Below are 18,589 nucleotides of genomic sequence, written 5' to 3' on the forward strand. Positions count from 1 at the left end.
GAAACAAAACGAATGTCCGTTTTGTTTGTGAGAGAGAATTGTGACCCTGTCAAGGCGTCCGAAGGTGTGAGGTTAAACACCTCATATGTTTGAATTCCTAAAGTTTTTTGTCTGTCCGATGCGGCAGGATCCCGCACACCCGGCTGACGGCAGCGGCACAGTTTTGGGGGCGCTTCGGAGGGGAAATCAGAACTGAGTGAGCCAGTTCACGGTAACGTAGGGCGCGATTTCGGCGGGGCCTTCGTGCCCGAAGCTGTCACCGAGAACGCCAGCGGAAACCGAGACCTCACCGGTGCCCCATTCGTAGCGCGCGAAGGCGCCGCCCCGTGCGTAGTCGAGCAACTCGGCGGCCTCCACGGTCTGGTCGGCCAAAGTCCGGCAACCCTTGGTGCCGCTGCCGTCCATGCGGCACTCACCTTGCGCATCCACGTTGATACCGGCTTCGAGGCCGAGCGACAGTTTCGGCCAGAAACGGTAGCCTACCCGCCCCCGCGCGGCACGTGAATTGTGGGCCGACGACCAGGACAGATCGAGCGAGCCCCAGCCGCGCTCGCCCATGTTCAGCCACAACTCCAGCACGCCTTTGATGCCGACCTCCTCGCCGATGGCGACAGTCTCCTCGTCGAGCGGCGCAATGTCATGGCTGATGATCGAGGCGCCCACGAACGCCTTGGCCGTCAGCTCGCCAAAGCGCTGAAGATAACCCACGAGAATATCGGCAAAGTAGGTTTCGGCGTGAAACGAGATCGGCCGCAATGTGCTGGGATCGATGCTCGGAATGCGATCGGCATAGCTGTATTCGCCGTATCCGCCCGCTGCGCGGAAGCGAACGCCGTTGTCGTGGATGCCGCTCCAGGGAGCGAAGGTCACGCCGGAATAGACGAGCCAGACGTTGCTCGAAACGTCGGCGCCCGCCCAAACCTCGCGCCCGCTCGAGGGCCTCGACGGATCAGCTGAAACCGAAGTGGTGAGAAAAGGAGCGAGGATCGCGAGGGACGCAAAAGCCAAGTGCCTGGCGCCGTAAGGGCGCGGGGCTCGGTGAACACGATGAACTGAACGCCACCGCACCGGCATCTGAACGCAACACACATAAAATGACTTACATCAGACAACGTTTTAACCATGATCGTGTCAACCAAGATTGTCTGCATACTGCTCAATATCTATCTTTGGTTGCAGATCCTCTCTCGGCACCGCAATCCAAAGATGCAAACAGGGAAGGTTTGCCCGCACTTGGCACGGGCGCACGGGCGCGCTAGCTAGCTCGTTCAGACGCTTCCGTCGCGAGATCCTCATCCATGAGCTCCAAAGATCATCCCAGGCCCCCTTCGCCGCCTTCCAGAGAGGAACGGCTGGCCAAGGCGCTCAGGGAAAACCTGGCGCGCCGCAAAGCGCTGGCGCGGAGCAAACAGGGGCGCGAGAGCGCTGACGCGGGCGCCCCCGCCGCGGATGACGGCCAGACCGCCGATCACGGGGATGCTGGCGACTGAGGCACTCCCGAAACACGCAGCCGGTCCAAAATCATGTGGGAAGCACGGCGGTTAGTGGGATTCCATTGCTCTCGGGGCCTCTCAACGCTTAATCATTTCTGAGATCGTGTCGGCGGCCTCGCGTCTCCAGTCCTCGAAGGCTCGCGACCCCATTTCGGCGAAAGGCTCTGGTCACTCCATGGATCGCATCAAGATCATCGGCGGCGAACGGCTTCAGGGATCCATCCCGATTTCCGGCGCGAAGAACGCGGCTCTCCCCCTGATGATCGCGTCGCTGCTCACCGACGACCGGCTGACGCTGAAGAACGTTCCGAACCTGGCCGACGTCAATCTGCTGGCGCGCATCCTGCGCAATCACGGCGTCGATCTTGCCGTCGATGGAAAGCGCTCCGGCGGCACGCCGCATCTCGGCGAGACCTTCCATCTCACGGCACGCGACATCTCGGATACCACCGCGCCTTACGAGCTGGTGTCGCGCATGCGGGCGAGCTTCTGGGTGCTCGGGCCGCTCGTCGCACGCATGCGCAAGGCGAAGGTGTCGCTGCCGGGCGGCTGCGCCATCGGCACGCGGCCCGTCGACCTCCACCTGATGGGCCTCAAGGCGCTCGGCGCCGACATCCAGATCGACGGCGGATATGTGATCGCCAATGCGCCGAACGGGCTCGTGGGCGGGCATGTGCTGTTTCCGACGGTCTCCGTGGGCGCGACGCACAACGTTCTCCTGGCAGCGACGCTGGCTAAGGGCGAGACGCTGATCGAGAACGCGGCGCGGGAGCCCGAGGTGGGCGACGTGGCTGCCTGCCTCGTGAAGATGGGCGCGCAGATCGAGGGCATCGGCACCTCCACGCTGCGCATCCAGGGCAAACCTCGCCTCGAAGGCGCGGTGCATACGGTCCTTCCGGACCGTATCGAGACCGGCACGTTCGCGTTCGCGGTGGCGGCGACGGGAGGCGATGTGGTGCTGGAAGGCACGCGGCGCGATCTCCTGAAGAACGCCCTCGATACACTTGCGCAAACGGGCGCGACCGTGACGGACACGGACACCGGCGTGCGCATCGCCCGCAACGGCAACGGCCTCCAGCCGGTGGATGTGGAGACGCAGCCGTTCCCAGGGTTCCCGACCGATCTTCAGGCCCAACTTATGGCGCTTATGACTCGCGCGCATGGAACCAGCGTGATCCGCGAGACAATTTTCGAGAACCGCTTCATGCACGTGCAGGAGCTTGCCCGCCTCGGCGCCGACATCAAACTGCACGGCGATACCGCGACCATCAAAGGCGTGAAGAGCCTGACGGGGGCGCCGGTGATGGCCACTGACCTGCGCGCCTCGGTCTCCCTCGTCATCGCCGGGCTGATGGCCGAAGGCGAGACCATGATCAACCGCGTCTATCACCTCGACCGCGGCTTCGAGCGCCTCGAGGAGAAGCTCTCGCGTTGCGGAGCCAAGATCGAGCGCCTGACGGCGGGCTGATGCCCGTTCTCAGAGGTTCTTGTTCATGCGGCGGATGCGGGCTGCGAGCTGGCGCATGACGTAGAGGGAGAACGCGGGGTTGTGGCGCACGAGCTCGAGGAAAGTCTCGCGATTGATGAGGGCGACCTCGGACGGCTCTGCGGCGATGGCGGCGGCGGAGCGGGGCGAATTGTCGATCAGCGCCAGCTCGCCGAAGATGCCGTGCAGGCCGACGTTCTCAAGAACGGTGCCGAAGGTCACGATGCTGACCTTGCCTTCGATCACCAGATACATGTAGTCGCCCGGATCCTCCTCCAGGAAGATCTTCTCTCCGGCGCCAAACCGCTTGAGAGGAATCCGGAAGCGCTCGAGAAAATCGAAGTCAAAAGGGGCGCTCATCATGATGAAGCCTCGCTGGTGTCAGGCCCGCCGTGAAAAAGGCCAGTATAACGTGGGCGCCGGGGCCTGTCCGCGAGATCGCACGCAACCGTTAAGCGCCTTCTGCGCGGAGTTGCCGGAGGGGGCGGGGTGTTGTCCGCCTGCCCGCCTACCGTCATACTTTTCCGGCATTGACGAGCGTCAAGGACCCGTTTGGGGGATCGGGCTCAGCTTCTCCCCTGTCGGGGCAACGATCCCATCGCCGCGCATTCGATCGGATAGCGGGCTCCCGCACCCCGCATGCGCTCAACCACCTGGAGACCACGCGTGAAAAAAACCGGCCTCACCCTCATCGCCGCCGCTGCCGTGTCGCTGCTGGCGGCCGCTCCTGCGCTCGCGCAGGCGAAGATCAACGCCGGCACTCTGACCTGCACGGGCGGAGCAGGCATCGGTCTCGTGCTCGGCTCCAAGAAGACCTACGCCTGCACCTACAAATCCGCTTCCGGCAGGCACAGCGAGGACTACTCGGCCTCGATCACCAAGATCGGCCTCGACATCGGCGTGACCAGCGAGAGCGTGATGGTGTGGACGGTGCTCGCCTCCACCGACGCCATCGTGGAGCGCGGGCTCACCGGAAATTATGCCGGTGCGACGGCAGACGTGGCGCTCGGCATCGGCGGTGGCGCGAAGGTGCTGGTCGGCGGCTCCAACAACTCCATCGTGCTTCAGCCGCTCAGCGTTCAGGGCCAGACGGGCCTTAACCTTGCCGTCGGCGTCGCGGAGTTGTCCATTCGGTAACGACGCCGAAAAGTTACCGGAGCGGTGCGTTTGCCGGACGGCGGGCCTCGGTTGCGTGGCCCGGCCGCTCCCGCTATCACTCGCGGAGACCGCCACCTCGAACGGGACGTCACTCCATGCCAGACCTCAAGCTCATCGCCTTCGATGCTGAGGATCTTGCCGTTATCGCGGCACACCTCCAGGACGCCGTGTTGCGTGTGGAAGACATGGCCTACATCAAGGCCGACCGGCGTTTCGCCATCGTTGCCAATCGCTTCGATTGGGCGCAATCCGCCAAGCCGCCGGCCAACGGAGAGCGCTTCGTGCGCCGGCGGGCGGGCGCGCGGATCGAGCACGTGACCGGCGCGAAGGTGTCGGGCATCGACCTCACCAACAAGGATCAGGTGCTCTCGCTCTTAACGCTCACGTTCGAGCCGCGCGAGGCACCCTATGGAACGATCACGCTGACCTTTGCGGGCGGCGGGGCGGTGCGGCTCGAGGTCGAGTGCATCGAGGCGGCTTTGAGCGACCTCGGCGCAGCCTGGGAAACCCGCAGCAAGCCCGAGCATGCGGGCGACTGATGCTCGCCGTTCCCGGGGCAAATGGGAACCTCCTGTGACGCCTGCGCGCTTTCGCCTTCGCCCCCCCTCGCCTATAACGGCCAGGATCATCGGAGCCCCAGAGAAGGGCTTGCAATACCGGAGCTTTCCATGCCTGTGCGGCTGACCTCATCCGACCCGGGGTTCGCATCCCGCTTCGAAGCCTTTCTCGCCACCAAGCGGGAAGCGTCGGAGGATGTCGATCAGGCCGTGCGCGCGATCATCTCGGACGTGCGGGCACACGGCGACAAGGCGCTCATCGCGCTGTCGCAGAAGTTCGACAACGTGGATCTCGGCGCCATCGGGATTCGCGTCACGCCGGACGAGGTGGAGGCGGCCGTGCGCGCCTGCAGCCCCGAGACGCTGGAGGCGCTGGCGTTCGCGCGCGACCGCATCTCGGACCACCATCTTCGCCATCTGCCGGCGAGCGAGACCTATCGCGATCAGCTCGGCGTGACGCTCGGCCACCGCTGGACGGCGGTGGAGTCGGCCGGCCTCTACGTGCCCGGCGGGCTCGCGTCCTATCCGAGCTCTGTGCTGATGAATGCCGTGCCGGCCAAGGTGGCGGGCGTCGAGCGCCTCGTCATCGTGGTGCCCGCGCCGCGCGGCGCGTTGAACCCGCTGGTGCTGGCGGCTGCCAAGCTCGCGGGCGTCGAGGAGATCTACCGCGTGGGCGGCGCGCAGAGCATCGCCGCCCTCGCCTACGGCACCGAAACCATCCGGCCGGTTGCCAAGATCGTGGGGCCTGGCAATGCCTATGTGGCGGCCGCCAAGCGGCAGGTGTTCGGCACCGTCGGCATCGACAGCATCGCGGGTCCCTCCGAGGTGCTGGTGATCGCGGACAAGTACAACGATCCGGATTGGATCGCGGCGGATCTTCTGGCGCAGGCCGAGCATGACACGGCCGCGCAGTCGATCCTGCTCACCGACGACGAAGCGTTCGCCGAAGCGGTGGAGGCCGCCGTTCTGCGCCAGGTGCAGCAACTGCCGAAGGCCGACATCGCGGGCGCGAGCTGGCGCGATTTCGGCGCCGTCATTCTGGTGCGTTCGCTCGACGAAGCGCCGGCCATCGCGGACCGCATCGCGGCCGAGCATCTCGAGATCGCCACCCGCGATCCCGACGATCTCGGGTCGCGCATCCGCAATGCGGGTGCTCTGTTCCTCGGCGCCTACACGCCGGAGGTGATCGGGGACTACGTCGCGGGCTCCAACCACGTGCTGCCAACCGCACGCAGCGCGCGTTTCTCCTCGGGCCTCGGGGTGCTGGACTTTCTCAAGCGCACCTCGATCCTGAAGCTGGACGACGAGGCGCTCTCCAAGCTCGCGCCGGCGGCCATGACGCTCGCGCGCGCCGAGGGCCTCGAAGCGCACAGGCGTTCGGTCGAGATCCGACTTTCCGGGAAAGGCTAGGTTATGGACCAGGTTTCGACAGAGACGGTACAGACCAACGACCGCTTGAGCGAGGTCGTGCTCGACCCCGCATCGATCGGCCGGGGCAACGCCAACATCGAGCACGAGCGGGAAGTCGCGATCTACGATCTGCTCGACAGAAATTCGTTCAAGCTCGAAGGCCGCGACGATGGCCCCTATAAGCTCACCATCGGGCTCGTCGACGATCGACTGGCGCTGACGGTCTACAGCGCCTCAAAGCCCTCCGAGGAGCCGATTGTCGCCCACCATCTTTCTCTTACACCCTTCAAGCGCATCATGAAGGACTACTTCCTGGTGCTCGACAGCTACTATCAGGCCATCCGCACGGCGCAGCCCTCCCGCATCCAGGCCATCGACATGGGGCGGCGCGGCCTGCACGACGAAGGCAGCCGCGTGCTCGTCGAACGTCTCGAAGGGAAGATCTCCATCGACTTCGATACCGCGCGGCGCTTGTTCACTCTCATCTCCGCCCTCCACTGGAAGGGGTAAATCTCGTGTCAGGCGAGGGGGACGGGCATCAGACCGTGCTGTTCGCATGCGCCATGAACGCCGTGCGCAGCCCCATGGCCGCCGCGATCCTTCAGCATTTGATGGGGCCCCACGTGCAGGTTGCCTCGGCCGGGGTGCGGCCGGGCCTGCAAGATCCCTACGCCGTGGCGGTGATGGACGAGATCGGCATCGACATCTCGGACCACGAGCCCACGGCTTTCAAGGACGCGGAGGTCGAGAAATACGATCTCATCGTCACCCTATCTCCGGAGGCCCACCACCACGGCCTGGAACTCACCCGCGTGGTGCCAGCGGAGATCGAGTACTGGCCGACGCCCGACGCGACGGTGGTTCTCGAATGCGGGAACCGGGACGAGATCCTGGCCGCCTATCGCTCCGTGCGCGACACGCTGTTCCGGAAGATCAAGCAGCGTTTCCTTCCCACGGCAGGCGGCCCGACCGTGTGATCAGTCTGCGGCGGCGAGGGGAAGCCGGCGGCGCCTTTGCGAGACCGATGCGTCACGCTTCGGACTGATGGGGTCCGAAGCGATCATGGAGCTTTTAGCGAGACCGATGAGTCACGCTTCGGACTGGTAGGGTCCGAAGCGATCATGGAGCTTTTAGCGAGACCGATGAGTCACGCTTCGGACTGGTAGGGTCCGAAGCGATCATGGTCTGGCGGCAACGAGGAACCAAGTGCTCTTCTGGCCAACGCCCTTGATGTCGATGGGGCCGCGTGGCTCCACCTCGAACGCCGTGCCGAGCCTGTCGCGCGTCATCGGACAGATGTGGATGCGCCCCGGAACGGACGTGCTTTCCAGACGCGCCGCCAAATTCACCGCGTCGCCCCAGATATCGTAGCTGAATTTTTGCCGGCCGATGACGCCCGCCATGACCGGTCCCGTCGCCAGCCCCATCCGCATGTCGATCTCGTAGCCGGTCTCGGCCCGCAGCCTGCGCACGGCTTGCTGCATGGCAAGCGCCATGTGCGCGAGGCGAGCTGCGAAATCTGCCGTAGGCTCCGGCACGCCCGAGGCCACCATGTAGGCGTCGCCGATCGTCTTGATCTTCTCGACGCCGTGTTGCTCGGCCAGCGCATCGAACATGGAGACGAGCCTGTTCAGGAGAGCGACGGTCTCGCTGGCCCCCAGGCGGCGCGCGAGCGGAACGAAGCCCGAGATGTCGGCAAACAGGATCGAGGCGTCCGCGAAGGTATCGGCGACAGGCTCGGCGGGCTTCGCCTTCAGGCGCTCGACCACATTGTCCGGCAGGATGTTGCGCAGGAGTGCGTCGGTCTCTGCCTTGGCGTTTTCCGCCAGCCGGAAGGCGTAATACACGGACGCCGCGATCAGGCCGAAGGTGGTGATGGTGGCCTGAATGTACATGGAATCGAGCACCTCCTGCTCAGCCTGGAGCAGGGACTCGGAGCCCGGATACCAGAACCAGCACACGAGGTGAAGGATGACCGCGGCGGTGATCGACGGAATGATGAGCGACATCCGCTGGAGCCCGTAGACGACGAACGCCGCAGCCGCGATGACGAAGTACTGGAGATGTACACCCGAGTTGCGTCCGAGAAACGCCGTGAAGGCGAGCAGGGCCGCGCACTCCGTCACCAGCATCAGCAGCGCCGCCGCGACGGCGCCAAACCGGTGCACGGACGGCACGGCCAGCATCACGATCACGATCGCCAGGTTGATATAGACGATCGGCCAATAGCGGTCGTAGTCGAGAAAAGTCTGCTGAACGAAGTAGACGAGTGTCGAGACCGCGATGAGGTAGGCGATCATGTTGAGGATCATGAGCCTACGCTTGGTTTCCGGCGGATAGCCGTCGGTTCCGGCCTCGGCAAGGCGCGTAAGCCACCCTCCCAGCGCCGCGAGCCGGTGCGACGCACCGAGGCCAGCGAGCATGCGCCTGAAGGCGGGATCAGTCCCAGGCTCTTTCGGCCCCGACACGGTCAGCAGTCTCCCCAATGAGGACGAGGTCCTGGATTCCGAAGATAGCAGGAAGCCGGGACCGCATCCTGCCGCTCTAACAGGGACGCCTTATCCGGGGAAGTGCCGCAGGAAACAGGACGGGATACCGCCGCTCAGGCGCCGGCGATGCCCTCGAGCTCGTCGATGTCGCACGTGAAACGGCTCTCCTTGCGCTCGATCGCGCCCCCGTCCTCGAGCATCGCCAGGGCCGCGTTTACCTTAGGGCGGCTCGCGCCGATCAGCAGGGCCAGCTCGCTCTGAGAGATCGGAAGGTCGAGGATGACCTTGGCGCCGGGCTTGAACTCGCTTTTCTGGCGGGCGGCGGCCAGGAAGAACCGGGCAAGCCGGACCTCGATCGGATAAAGGGCGATGCCTTCGAGCTGATGGTCGGCCTCGCGGACGCGGTTGCAAAGAAACTTGATGACGGCCTCGCGTACCACGGCGCGCTGCTCGATCAGGCGGGCGAGCGCGCCCTTGGACAACGTCAGAGCGCCCACCTTTGTGACAGCCGTTGCATCGGCGGTGCGGACGCCTCCATCGAGGACAGCGATCTCCCCGAAAATCTGGCCCGGCTCGGCGTGGGCGAAAGACAGCTCGCGGCCTTCGGAGGTGAGCACCGAAAGCCTCACGCGGCCGCCCGTGACCAGATAGATCTCCCGCCCCGCATCGCCACGCGCAAAAATGGCCTGACCGCCGTCGAAGGAGGCTTCCCGCATCTCCTGAGCCACCGCTTTCCGGTCGGCCTCCTCAAGGGCGCCGAACAGAGCGGTTCGCGCGAGCATTTCGAGCAGCGAATCTTTGGCTACCATCTCGTTCTCCAGCCATCGAGAGACCGGACCCGATTTTCGCGGGAACGGCCGGGAATGGCAACGTGGTTCATAGATTCCGGGACAGAGTCTGCCGCCATCATCCCAGATATTTAACTAGCTGCTGCGAAGCCATCACTCTTGCAGGAGAGATTGCAAAATTCTCTTCCTTGTTCGTGTCAGTTCCTTCGGATGTGCCGCCATGCTTCACATGGGGCGCATCCGAGACAGATTTGGGGACGAATCAGACCCAAACCGAGGGACAAAATCGAGTTTTGGACAGCAAAAGGGACAAACGAGACATCTGCCTAGAATTATCTAATCGACTGACTTCTCATCATATTCTCCAATTCTTCTTGACCGCCGCGTTTGGAAAAGCGCCCGCCCCCGATTTAATTGGTTAACTGATGTCTCTGCGTCCCTGGCTGCTGCTTTTGGCCACATCGAATGGCGGGCTCCGCGTTCTGCTCAAGCGAGCTCGTCCCTCAATTTCTCCGGCAATTCGCGACGAATTCGCGAACTTTCCGTCGAGGCGCCTGATGCCCGCGAACTTTGAGACGAACTTCTCAAAGCCTTTAGCAGGACTGCGATCGCTTTCAGGTCTTGGCGGAAGATTCGCAGTCGCCCTCAAGGTTTCCAAAATCGCTCCAACCGATGTCGCTCCGCTGTCTCCATAGTCGTTAGGGACCGGGGAGTGAGTCGTGACCACAGAGATAGAATTGGAGAATGTTGCCGCCCCTGTCGCCATGACGACCTGTACTCCTCACTAGTCGCGTGTGAGTCCGTTGGACAGCTCGGGATTCGAGTGGGGACCGATTTACCAACTTGCCGCATATATACCGCCGTCGCCTCTGGAGAGACCGACTGAATCAATCGACGATTCAAAGAGCTCCGTATGGGTAGTGCCCCTCCCTATAAGGTTGGTTGGGGTAAACTTCAAGCAATCAGCACTCGCATCAACGCAGAGAACCGCGTGCCGTTTCTTTTGCTGGCCGAGACACGCACGACAATGAACTGCGGGCCAGACTGCGCGCTCGAACAGTTAGAGCTGAGGGTTCTCCCTTGCGGTCGCGCTTCCTATTGAAAGCCCTTACTGACCTTGTCGAGGTTGAGAGGAATGCCGTCGTGAGTGTCGGCTTAAGTGTTATTTCCTATGCAGACGATTTCACTCGGACCTAGACTGACTGCCGCCTAAAGACAGCATCCGCCCTATCCGTCGAGACCGCCACCGGATTGGCTGCAAATTGAGCACGATAAAGTAGAGTTCAGGGCGACGACACTGGCTTGCAGCTGCTTCTTGTTGGTTTCGCATGTGGTTCGGCCGGTGAAGTATCATGACACCAAAAACTTGGTTGGAGTTTGAGTTCCCAATAGCGATCTCAGTTTCCATGCCCTGGAGCGAAAGGGATCAGCCTAGGAGACGGTCTCTGTCCCGGTTGTTCGTGAGTGACGCCCGATGCGGTGGCTCACTGGATGGACATTTGGAGCTGCGACGGGCGTTGTCTTGGACATGCCGTACAGCAGCATCACGTCACTCATGCCACCCGCTGCAAGGGACGTGCGCGCTCGATACGCTCGCGTGATGCTGACGGTGCCGAGGAAACGTAGAGAAGGCGCAGCCCGACCGCAGACCTGCGATTGCTTTCGCACCTTCGATGGCGGCGTCGGCCGGTACGATACGCTCGTTATCAAATGATCGAAAAAAACGCGCCTCATCGCTCACGACAACTTCTATCAAGCCGCGTGGTCAAGTGACAAGGCATCAGTGATGACCTGGAATTCCTCAAGGTACTCTGGCCGGTGCTGCAACAGATAACGAACGATCTTGGAATTGCCCAATAGCTTCGTGAGGTAGCCTCTCACAACCGTCAGCTGTAAGTGCTCCTTCCCGTATGTATCCTGGATGTCGGCAATTGATTCCTGGAGGCGTGCGAGTTCCTTCTCCATCCGGGCCATGGCCTCGGGAGAAACGCCCTTAAGCTTCTTCGGCTTTACCTCACCGACGAGTTCGTTCGCAGGCGTACCGGCGAGAAGAGCCGTGGCATAGCCGACGGAGTAGTTATTGGCCACGATCATGAGCTCTGCGGCTTCGATCTGGCGCAACGGTTTCATGCGCTTCAGGATCTCGAATACGGCCATCGGGCAGATCCGGTCTTTCATGAGCCCCACAACTTCCTGACATATCCCGTCGAGTAGCCGGGCCTTGCGCTGAATGCTGGTGACTTGAAGGCTTAACGCGCGCGCGATCTTCTCTTCGGGCACACCGCGCGCGATAGCCTTAAGAATCATCGCGTGCTCCTGGACCGCGGACAGTCGGCTGATTCGCTTGTTGAAAGTGAAGGCCTCGTCATCCGTCGAGATCAGGCACTCGACCTCGGTTCTTCCCAGATCTTTGAAGATCTCGACGCGAAGGTGCCCATCCAGCAGCAGGAAGTGATCCGAATCGCCGGGTATCCTCGCGATAGCGGGCGGCTCGACGAGACCGATCTCGATCACCGACGCGCGAATCTGCAGGTATTTGTGACTGGCCTTGACCGTCGCTCTCGGCGGCCGAACAGGGAGCAGCGCCGATATTGGCACGGTGACACACCCGCTCTCGAAGGCAACGCGCGCGAGGGATTCGTTCTTACTCATGTGGCTGCTCCCTTGATCCGCAGTTCCAGGTCCTTAGGCAAGCCATCGAGCTTCTCCGCCCGCAAAAGGGTGACGAAGTGCTCGTCCGCACGCAGGGTCTTGAGCGCTTCCACTACGAAAAGGAGCCGGGTCTGCGTCACCTCGGCCTTTTTCACGAGAAGGCGCTGCCGGTCGGCTTCCTGCTGAAAGATGCGGACAAGACCCGCGGACGTCTTGGTCCGCTTGAGCTTCCTGCCGAACAGGTTTTCTGAAACGCGCTTTCCTCGCCGCGTCCGCTGCGCGATCAGGCGCCGCATCTTGATGAGCTTCGGGCCGGTTAGTTTGCCCTGGGTATAGGCTTCGGCAAGCAATTGCTGGATCGCCTCGTCGTCGGCGCGTGCGATTTCGATCGCAATGGAAATCGGGATAGTTCCGGCATCAACCGCTTCGACGAGACGCTGCTCGCCACGCTCGAGTAACTGGACCATCATGTTGACCCACTCGGGCGAGGCGCCAATCTTCTCGGCGATCTCCCGATCCATGTAGCCGCGTTTGCGAAGCGTCGCGACATCCTGGAGGAGATCGATGGAACGATGCTGGCGTCGGGCACAGTTCTCCACCAGGCTCATGACCAGGCATTCCACCTCGGTTGCGTCGGTGACGATGGCAGGTATCTCTGTGCGTCCGAGTTCGCGGAAGGCTTCGATGCGGCCTTGGCCGCAAGCAAGACCATAGGAAGGCTGCCCGTCGGGCCCTACCATCCTGTTGACCCGGATAGGACGCTTCAAACCGACGGTTCGGATGCTGTCGAGCACTTCGAGAAACTTGCGCCGGTTACGGGCGCGCGGGTTCAGGATGATAATTCGGTCAAGGGGAATAGTCTGAATCCGGAGATTGTCCGCCTGGGTCATGCTACCTCCTCGAACTGCGCGCGAGCCGCAAGAGAGAAAAGGAAGTCGAGAGTTGCAAAGCGATAGCCGTCGAGCGAGAGGCCATTGTCCTCCGCGAGGCGCAAGCTCTGCTCTGTCATGTCGAGGCGCGGAAGGAGGTAGTAGTCGAGCGGTGCGACGTTGCCGTGAGCCATCCGCACCGCCACCGTGATGTCCGGCGCCAACCCCGTGTCGAGCCGGATGCACCAGCGCAGGGAGCCACCAGGCGTCTCGCCACAACGGGCTATGATGACGGAAGCGGTAAACTCTCCGTTGACGTCAAGCAGGCCGGTGTCAGGGGCTACACTGATTTCACCCCCTTCGCGGCGCAGGCCCTCGACTACCAAGTCAATAACATCTGGATGGAGCCTGCGCAGTCGCCGGTTGATCTCGATGTAGCGGTAGTCGCGCCTTGGACTGTAGCCAACCAAGTGGTAGGCACGCAGCAGGCTGCCAAACCTGTTCCGATAGACGCTGCTCGACGGCATGTCATTGCGTTCGTCAATCACAAGACTTGACAACGCGCCCCTTGCCTGCAGGAGCGACCGCAACAGGTCGAGGAGATCGGCGTCCGTCAACTTCCGGCTGCGCTCGGCGACGATTTGGCCAGCGCGCTCGAATATTCCCGTCTCGACAAGGGCGACGAACGCACCCCGGGCTTGCACCCAATGCTCCGGCGCATTCACCACACGCTTCATCTTCAGCTTGAACGACACCCTATTGAATACGTTGTCGCCCTTGTATTTGGGGTTGGTCAGCACCTGGTGAATGGTGGCACGCGTCCACGGACGCCCCAGATCCGTGCGAATACCATCTCGGTTCAGACGTACGGCAATCTCGGCTTCCTGCACGCCCTTCTCGACGAAGAGCTGATATATGCGTCTGACCGTCTCCACCTCCTCAGGCGGCCCGGGAACCAGAATCACGCGGTCGGTCTGTAGGCTCTTCCGTTCACCCGACGCGAGTTCGCCTTTCGGCTCACCATTCTCGTTGATGAGGACCCGACGTAGGCCGTAGCCGGCCATGCCACCTTGCCGAAACCCTTTCTCGACGAGGCGACACTGGCCAGCGAACACCTTGACCGATAGCTCACGACTGTATTCACCTGCCATGACTCGCTTGACTGTCTTCAGCAGGTTTGAGCCGATACTGCCATCGTTCTCGAACTGCTCGGCGCAGTAGTGGACGACGATATCCGCCCGGGAGCACAGGAATTCCAAGTGAGCGCCGTGGTCGGCGTTCTGGAAGCGACCCCACCGGCTCACATCGTAGACAAGTATCGTGCAGAAATCGGCGGTGCCCCGTTCGACGTCAGAGAGGAGGCGCCGAAATGCGTCGCGTCCCTCCAGTTTGAGCCCGCTCTTACCGGCGTCCTCGTAGACGCGGACAATTTCGATGTCCCTCGCCGCCGCAAACCGGCGGATCGCCTCCAACTGATTCTCAGTGGAGTAGCGCTGGTGGTCGGTCGACATCCGCACATAGGCGGCCGCGCGGTTCGGCCGGTTACTACCAGCCTTCACCATCCGAAAAGCCCCTTCACCACTAAGCACACACGGACGCTCCACCCTGCATCGCGTCGATAGCCGGCGCACTTGCCCCGGCACTTAAGCGCGGAGATTGTGGAATGTCCTTTCCGAATTCGGGCAATGTCTTTCCGGGGCGTCGGCAGGAGCCACCCCCCTTGTCGTTTGCCAAACTGGTTTCAACGGCGTTACGGGCCACGCTTCGAGGGCAGTCATCATCGGTCAAGACGGTGGCGCGCTGGACGGGCGCCAATGAGCGAACTGTGAAAAACTGGTTCGCGGGCGACAGGGCGCCGACCGGAGATCACTTCCTGCGGTTGGCGGCGAACTCGCCGGCCGTGCTCGCGGCCTTTTTGGCGGCGATCCACCGGAACGATTGCCTCGTTATGGCCGACATCGAAGAAGCGCGTGCTAAAGTTGCGGCTGCCTTGGTCGCTCTGGATGCGGTGCGCGCGGTCCAAATAGAGACCGCGGCGTCACCAGGCGCGGGCTAGATCGCAGTATCAGGGGGACAATAAGCCCGGCTTCGTCTCGACTCGCCCAACGAAGTTCTTCAATATTTTCTGCGTTCGCAAATTTTACTAAGATCTTCCTTGAAATTGGTATCGATCAAATCCGTTCATGGAGCTAATGCAGCCGAATACCCTCAAGCGTATTCAATATTCTCCATGCCGGCCGCGCGATACCGCGCCTGCCACCAACTGCACAAATGACAGGCAGCTTGCCGGCCGCCTAGCTCTCGCAGATTTTCATCTGAGCCTCTTCACATAACCTATTGCCATTACTTCACTGCTCCGCATGATTCTCGGCAATTTAGCGCAACCGAAGTCGAGAATGGAATGCAAACTAAAAAAGAGCAGCTCACACGGAAAATAGCTCCCCTCGGAGTTGAGGCATGAGCCGCGGCCTCGGCATTGTCCAGATGCAGATCCTCACTGCGCTCCAAGCGGAGCTCGGTAAGCAGTTCACCGTTGAGCAACTCTGTTCGCTGGTCTTCCCCGGGGAAGTAATTCAAACCAAGCACCGGCAAAGTGTGCGTCGGGCCATTCGGTGCTTGAGGAAGACAAACGGATTGCAGGTCATCCGAGCAGGACATCTCAAAAGCTCGGGTTGGCATTTAACAATCCGATGCGATGTTTAAGTGGGATTTCTTGTGAAGTTCATTGCAATTCCGCAGGATCCGACGGTTTGTGATCCACGGCCAGTCGATTGCTTCCTGTTGGGCGACAGAAGCTCACGTCACAGCCGGGTGATGGTCTGTGGTCCTCCAAGCTAGCGCTTAACAGAGAGCATTCGGTTCAATTATTAAGACGCCGATTATCTATTTCTTCTTGAAGCGGGTTGGAGCTCGTTTGAGTTCGTCGATCAGTTGGTGCAAGTCCAAATCGAGGACCTCGGCTAAGGCTATGAGCTCGACAAGGTCGAGCCGGCGCTGACCTGCTTCGATGTTCGCAATGAAAGGCTGATGTTTGCCGAAATGAGCGGCGATCTCTCCCTGGGTCAGCCCGGCCCGCTTGCGGGCCTCGACAATCCGCTTGATGAGGAGCTCTTGACGAGGACTGCGGATCGTTTCGGGCATCGGCTGCCGGAAGTTGCTGGGCCGACGTCCTGCTAATCCGATTATCGTATTATCCAATTTTTAGATATTTTTGTTCGATTGTCCCGAGCGGCGCAGTCGGCCCAATGGGCATCGCGGATGTCGCACTCAGATTGAGAGGCCGGTCCGCAGGTGGAGGTTTCAAGCTGGCGGTCGCCTTCAACTCCGCGAAGGACCTAAATGCAACGCGCTTCAACCCCTCTCCTTGTTACGTCGTCTCCTTTAACGGCGCAGCCTCTGCAGCGTCGGAGCCTCACCAAGCGCACGATGGGCGATTATGATGAGAGGTGGGTGCAGGAGCTTATCCATAACGCACCATCGGTATTGCCGATCACCGAAACTGAGCCAGCATTTTCACCGCTCGTTCCTGTATGCGTGGAGCTGCCGCTGAGCACCGGCTATCTCGATAACCTCTTGGTGACACCTAACGGCGACCTCATCATTGCGGAATGCAAACTCTGGCGAAATGTCGAAGCCCGCAGAGCAGTCGTGGCGCAGGTGATCGACTACGCAAAGGCAATGCAGCGCCTATCTTACGATTCCTTAGAAGCCGCTATCCGCAGCGCAAGACGGGAAGCAGGTTTCAGGCTCTATGACCATGTCATCGCGACATTGCCAGAACATACCTCCACTCTGGATGAAGCGGTTTTCGTCGATGCCGTCAGTCGCAATCTTCGGCGAGGACGATGCCTGCTGGCCATTGTTGGCGACGGGATTACGGAAGGTGTCGAGGGATTGGCGGAATTTCTGCAGCAGCATGCTGGCCTGCATTTCGCTCTTGTGTTGATCCGGCTCGCTGTGCACGATTTGCCTGGTCATGGCACCATTGTGGTGCCTTCCGTGCCATTAAGGACGACCAATATTGTAAGAGGAATTGTTCAGATGCAGGACGGTCAGCCGACGATCGTAGCATCGGTGAGCGCTCAACGCTCGCAAGCCACCGTCACTCCACCAGTTACACTTTCGGAGGAAGAGTTCTTCGCGTCTCTCGACGGAATCCGGCCCGGTACATCCGTACGACTAATAAATTTCCTGAAATCGGTTGAAGACCTCCAAGTGGATTGGACAATCAGGAAGATGATGTCAATTCGCATGACAGTCGGTGGCCGGCGGCTCCCGTTTTTCGTGCTCGATTCCAATGGCGATACCCATACTGACTACGCTACGGATGCCAAAGCTCTTATGCGATCCTTCATCGAAGCGATGATAGCTGCAGTTACAGGCACAAAACTCCACGAGACTCCCAAACTCACTATTTTAAAGCGACTGGATGATTCCTGGCCGACGATTTGGGACGTTCTGGATCACGAGGAAGGCGTCAGAAACGCTCTGATTGAACTCAACAGATCAATGATTGCGGCCGAGGTCGATGGCTAGGCATAACGCATAGGATTTGGGTTCTGCTCGCTCATACCGACAGCACCTTCGCCGTGCACCGCGCGCTTACGCTGCCCGCTAACATGCGCAATAGAAGATTCCTGAGGGTTGATGCTGCTGCTCGGCTGTTCCGCCTTTTCAAGACACTTGTCATAGTCAGAGACGGTGTTCCGATACCATCATCCGTATTCACCATAGAGTACGAGTTTGCTCTCCCGCGTCAGGGATTGCCTGCCTGACTGCGAGTTCCGCGTCTCCTTACCTACATCCACCTTATTGGCATTTCATATTTTCCATAGCTCATGCTGGAACAAAATTTCGGCCAGCCTTAAAGCAGACGCCAATTGAGGTGCCGCAACATAATTCTCCAAGCCCATAGGGATAACCCATTGTTTCTTGTTGCCATTTCCGCACGCTACTCTCATCGACTAATTCAATACGAGGTAGCAAATGAAAGACACGTCTTTAAAGAACCAACTGTCCCTGGAAATCGCCGCGCTAGAGATTGGGGATAACTTCATGAGTGCAGCAAATTACTTTCGCCAAATTCAGGACACCATGCCTGAAAAGTTTTCCTATCTCGCGAAACTCACGGGTATAGGTCTTCGCAAGGCATATTATTTAGCTGCAATTGATCGTCGTTTTCAGAATCTGGGGGTCGATCGCGCTCGCTTGAGCAATATTGGCTGGACCAAGGCGCGACTTATTTCTGACTACGTTACGAAAGAGAATTGCGAAGATCTTCTGGCGCTTGCCGAAACAAGCACAGCAAGAGAACTTACGCTGAAGTTGCGGAAAGAAGAACCACTCAGCGGAACTCGATGCGTCATACTTTACTTGAAGCCGAAGGAGTATGAAATCTTTTCCGACGTGCTATTGGCGCACGGTGCATCCCGGAGCGGCCGAGGACTCATGGATAAAGAGGAAGCGTTGATTTCGGCACTCGCTCAGCTGAAGAGCTAATCGACCTAGAATTCCAATCTGGCTGCTGAGCACTGCGGCGGTGGGCTGAGAACCGTGAATCGCCGCGAGCTGGATGATCGACCACAGGGACTACTCACAGCGCAGTGCGTAGAGCAAATCTATCGCCATCTGCGCCAATGTGAGAACGCAGTGCCCGATTCGCTGCGCACATTTTATATCAGTCCATC

At 60.6% G+C, this 18,589-nt stretch carries 18 protein-coding genes; 10 read left to right on the plus strand and 8 right to left on the minus strand.

The window, feature by feature from the left end; all coding sequences use genetic code 11:
* Positions 1 to 186: 186 nt before the first annotated feature.
* Positions 187 to 1,008: a cellulose biosynthesis protein BcsS gene (gene bcsS / locus PE058_RS21825; protein WP_271029513.1), complete on the minus strand. Its 822-nt coding sequence runs from the start codon at positions 1,006 to 1,008 to the stop codon at positions 187 to 189.
* 290 nt (positions 1,009 to 1,298) lie between these two features.
* Here bcsS and PE058_RS21830 point away from each other — a divergent pair, with 290 nt between their 5' ends.
* The gene (locus PE058_RS21830) at positions 1,299 to 1,490 is read left to right on the plus strand and encodes a hypothetical protein (RefSeq protein ID WP_020088018.1); all 192 of its coding nucleotides are present in this window, start codon (positions 1,299 to 1,301) and stop codon (positions 1,488 to 1,490) included.
* Between the two features lie 178 nt (positions 1,491 to 1,668).
* Positions 1,669 to 2,961 carry a UDP-N-acetylglucosamine 1-carboxyvinyltransferase gene (gene murA, locus PE058_RS21835; protein ID WP_020088019.1) on the plus strand — a complete coding sequence of 431 codons (1,293 nt, stop codon included), beginning with the start codon at positions 1,669 to 1,671 and terminating at the stop codon, positions 2,959 to 2,961.
* Positions 2,962 to 2,970: 9 nt separating this feature from the next.
* Here the strand turns inward: murA and PE058_RS21840 are convergent, their stop codons facing one another.
* Positions 2,971 to 3,342 carry a Crp/Fnr family transcriptional regulator gene (locus tag PE058_RS21840; protein WP_020088020.1) on the minus strand — a complete coding sequence of 124 codons (372 nt, stop codon included), beginning with the start codon at positions 3,340 to 3,342 and terminating at the stop codon, positions 2,971 to 2,973.
* Between the two features lie 303 nt (positions 3,343 to 3,645).
* Here PE058_RS21840 and PE058_RS21845 point away from each other — a divergent pair, with 303 nt between their 5' ends.
* The 5 genes from PE058_RS21845 to PE058_RS21865 all read left to right on the plus strand — a co-directional run bounded on the left by PE058_RS21845 (position 3,646) and on the right by PE058_RS21865 (position 7,081).
* Positions 3,646 to 4,116 (plus strand): DUF992 domain-containing protein, encoded by a 471-nt coding sequence (locus PE058_RS21845; RefSeq protein WP_271029514.1) that lies wholly within the window; start codon positions 3,646 to 3,648, stop codon positions 4,114 to 4,116.
* 116 nt (positions 4,117 to 4,232) lie between these two features.
* On the plus strand, positions 4,233 to 4,676 hold the full coding sequence (locus tag PE058_RS21850) for a DUF2948 family protein (protein ID WP_271029515.1): 444 nt from the start codon (positions 4,233 to 4,235) through the stop codon (positions 4,674 to 4,676).
* A 129-nt stretch (positions 4,677 to 4,805) separates the two neighbouring features.
* The gene (gene hisD / locus PE058_RS21855; protein ID WP_020088023.1) at positions 4,806 to 6,104 is read left to right on the plus strand and encodes a histidinol dehydrogenase; all 1,299 of its coding nucleotides are present in this window, start codon (positions 4,806 to 4,808) and stop codon (positions 6,102 to 6,104) included.
* 3 nt (positions 6,105 to 6,107) lie between these two features.
* Positions 6,108 to 6,614: a UPF0262 family protein gene (locus PE058_RS21860; protein ID WP_271029516.1), complete on the plus strand. Its 507-nt coding sequence runs from the start codon at positions 6,108 to 6,110 to the stop codon at positions 6,612 to 6,614.
* Positions 6,615 to 6,619: 5 nt separating this feature from the next.
* Positions 6,620 to 7,081, plus strand: a complete 462-nt coding sequence (locus PE058_RS21865) for an arsenate-mycothiol transferase ArsC (RefSeq protein WP_020088025.1) — start codon at positions 6,620 to 6,622, stop codon at positions 7,079 to 7,081.
* Positions 7,082 to 7,282: 201 nt separating this feature from the next.
* Here the strand turns inward: PE058_RS21865 and PE058_RS21870 are convergent, their stop codons facing one another.
* The 5 genes from PE058_RS21870 to PE058_RS21890 form a co-directional block, all read right to left on the minus strand.
* Positions 7,283 to 8,572 carry an adenylate/guanylate cyclase domain-containing protein gene (locus tag PE058_RS21870; protein ID WP_271029517.1) on the minus strand — a complete coding sequence of 430 codons (1,290 nt, stop codon included), beginning with the start codon at positions 8,570 to 8,572 and terminating at the stop codon, positions 7,283 to 7,285.
* A gap of 134 nt (positions 8,573 to 8,706) precedes the next feature.
* Positions 8,707 to 9,402, minus strand: coding sequence for a Crp/Fnr family transcriptional regulator (locus tag PE058_RS21875; RefSeq protein WP_020088027.1), 696 nt, complete (start codon positions 9,400 to 9,402; stop codon positions 8,707 to 8,709).
* Between the two features lie 1,731 nt (positions 9,403 to 11,133).
* On the minus strand, positions 11,134 to 12,033 hold the full coding sequence (locus PE058_RS21880; protein WP_271029518.1) for a plasmid partitioning protein RepB C-terminal domain-containing protein: 900 nt from the start codon (positions 12,031 to 12,033) through the stop codon (positions 11,134 to 11,136).
* On the minus strand, positions 12,030 to 12,923 hold the full coding sequence (locus PE058_RS21885; RefSeq protein WP_271029519.1) for a plasmid partitioning protein RepB C-terminal domain-containing protein: 894 nt from the start codon (positions 12,921 to 12,923) through the stop codon (positions 12,030 to 12,032). Before PE058_RS21885 ends, PE058_RS21880 begins: the two co-directional genes overlap by 4 nt.
* Positions 12,920 to 14,464 (minus strand): recombinase family protein, encoded by a 1,545-nt coding sequence (locus PE058_RS21890; protein WP_271029520.1) that lies wholly within the window; start codon positions 14,462 to 14,464, stop codon positions 12,920 to 12,922. Before PE058_RS21890 ends, PE058_RS21885 begins: the two co-directional genes overlap by 4 nt.
* A gap of 101 nt (positions 14,465 to 14,565) precedes the next feature.
* Here PE058_RS21890 and PE058_RS21895 point away from each other — a divergent pair, with 101 nt between their 5' ends.
* Positions 14,566 to 14,958: a hypothetical protein gene (locus PE058_RS21895; RefSeq protein WP_271029521.1), complete on the plus strand. Its 393-nt coding sequence runs from the start codon at positions 14,566 to 14,568 to the stop codon at positions 14,956 to 14,958.
* Positions 14,959 to 15,785: 827 nt separating this feature from the next.
* On the opposite strand, the gene PE058_RS21900 is transcribed toward PE058_RS21895, so the two are convergent.
* Positions 15,786 to 16,043: a helix-turn-helix domain-containing protein gene (locus PE058_RS21900; protein WP_271029522.1), complete on the minus strand. Its 258-nt coding sequence runs from the start codon at positions 16,041 to 16,043 to the stop codon at positions 15,786 to 15,788.
* Positions 16,044 to 16,328: 285 nt separating this feature from the next.
* Between PE058_RS21900 and PE058_RS21905 the strand changes: the two genes are divergently transcribed.
* Both PE058_RS21905 and PE058_RS21910 read left to right on the plus strand, forming a co-directional pair.
* Entirely contained in the window at positions 16,329 to 17,438 is a 1,110-nt protein-coding gene (locus PE058_RS21905; RefSeq protein WP_271029523.1) for a hypothetical protein, read from the plus strand.
* Between the two features lie 450 nt (positions 17,439 to 17,888).
* A complete protein-coding gene (locus PE058_RS21910) occupies positions 17,889 to 18,401 on the plus strand; it encodes a hypothetical protein (RefSeq protein WP_271029524.1) in 513 nt (170 codons plus the stop codon).
* The last annotated feature ends 188 nt before the right edge of the window (positions 18,402 to 18,589 follow it).

The sequence above is a fragment of the Hyphomicrobium sp. DMF-1 genome (assembly GCF_027886585.1).
GTDB classification, from domain to species: Bacteria; Pseudomonadota; Alphaproteobacteria; order Rhizobiales; family Hyphomicrobiaceae; genus Hyphomicrobium_C; species Hyphomicrobium_C zavarzinii.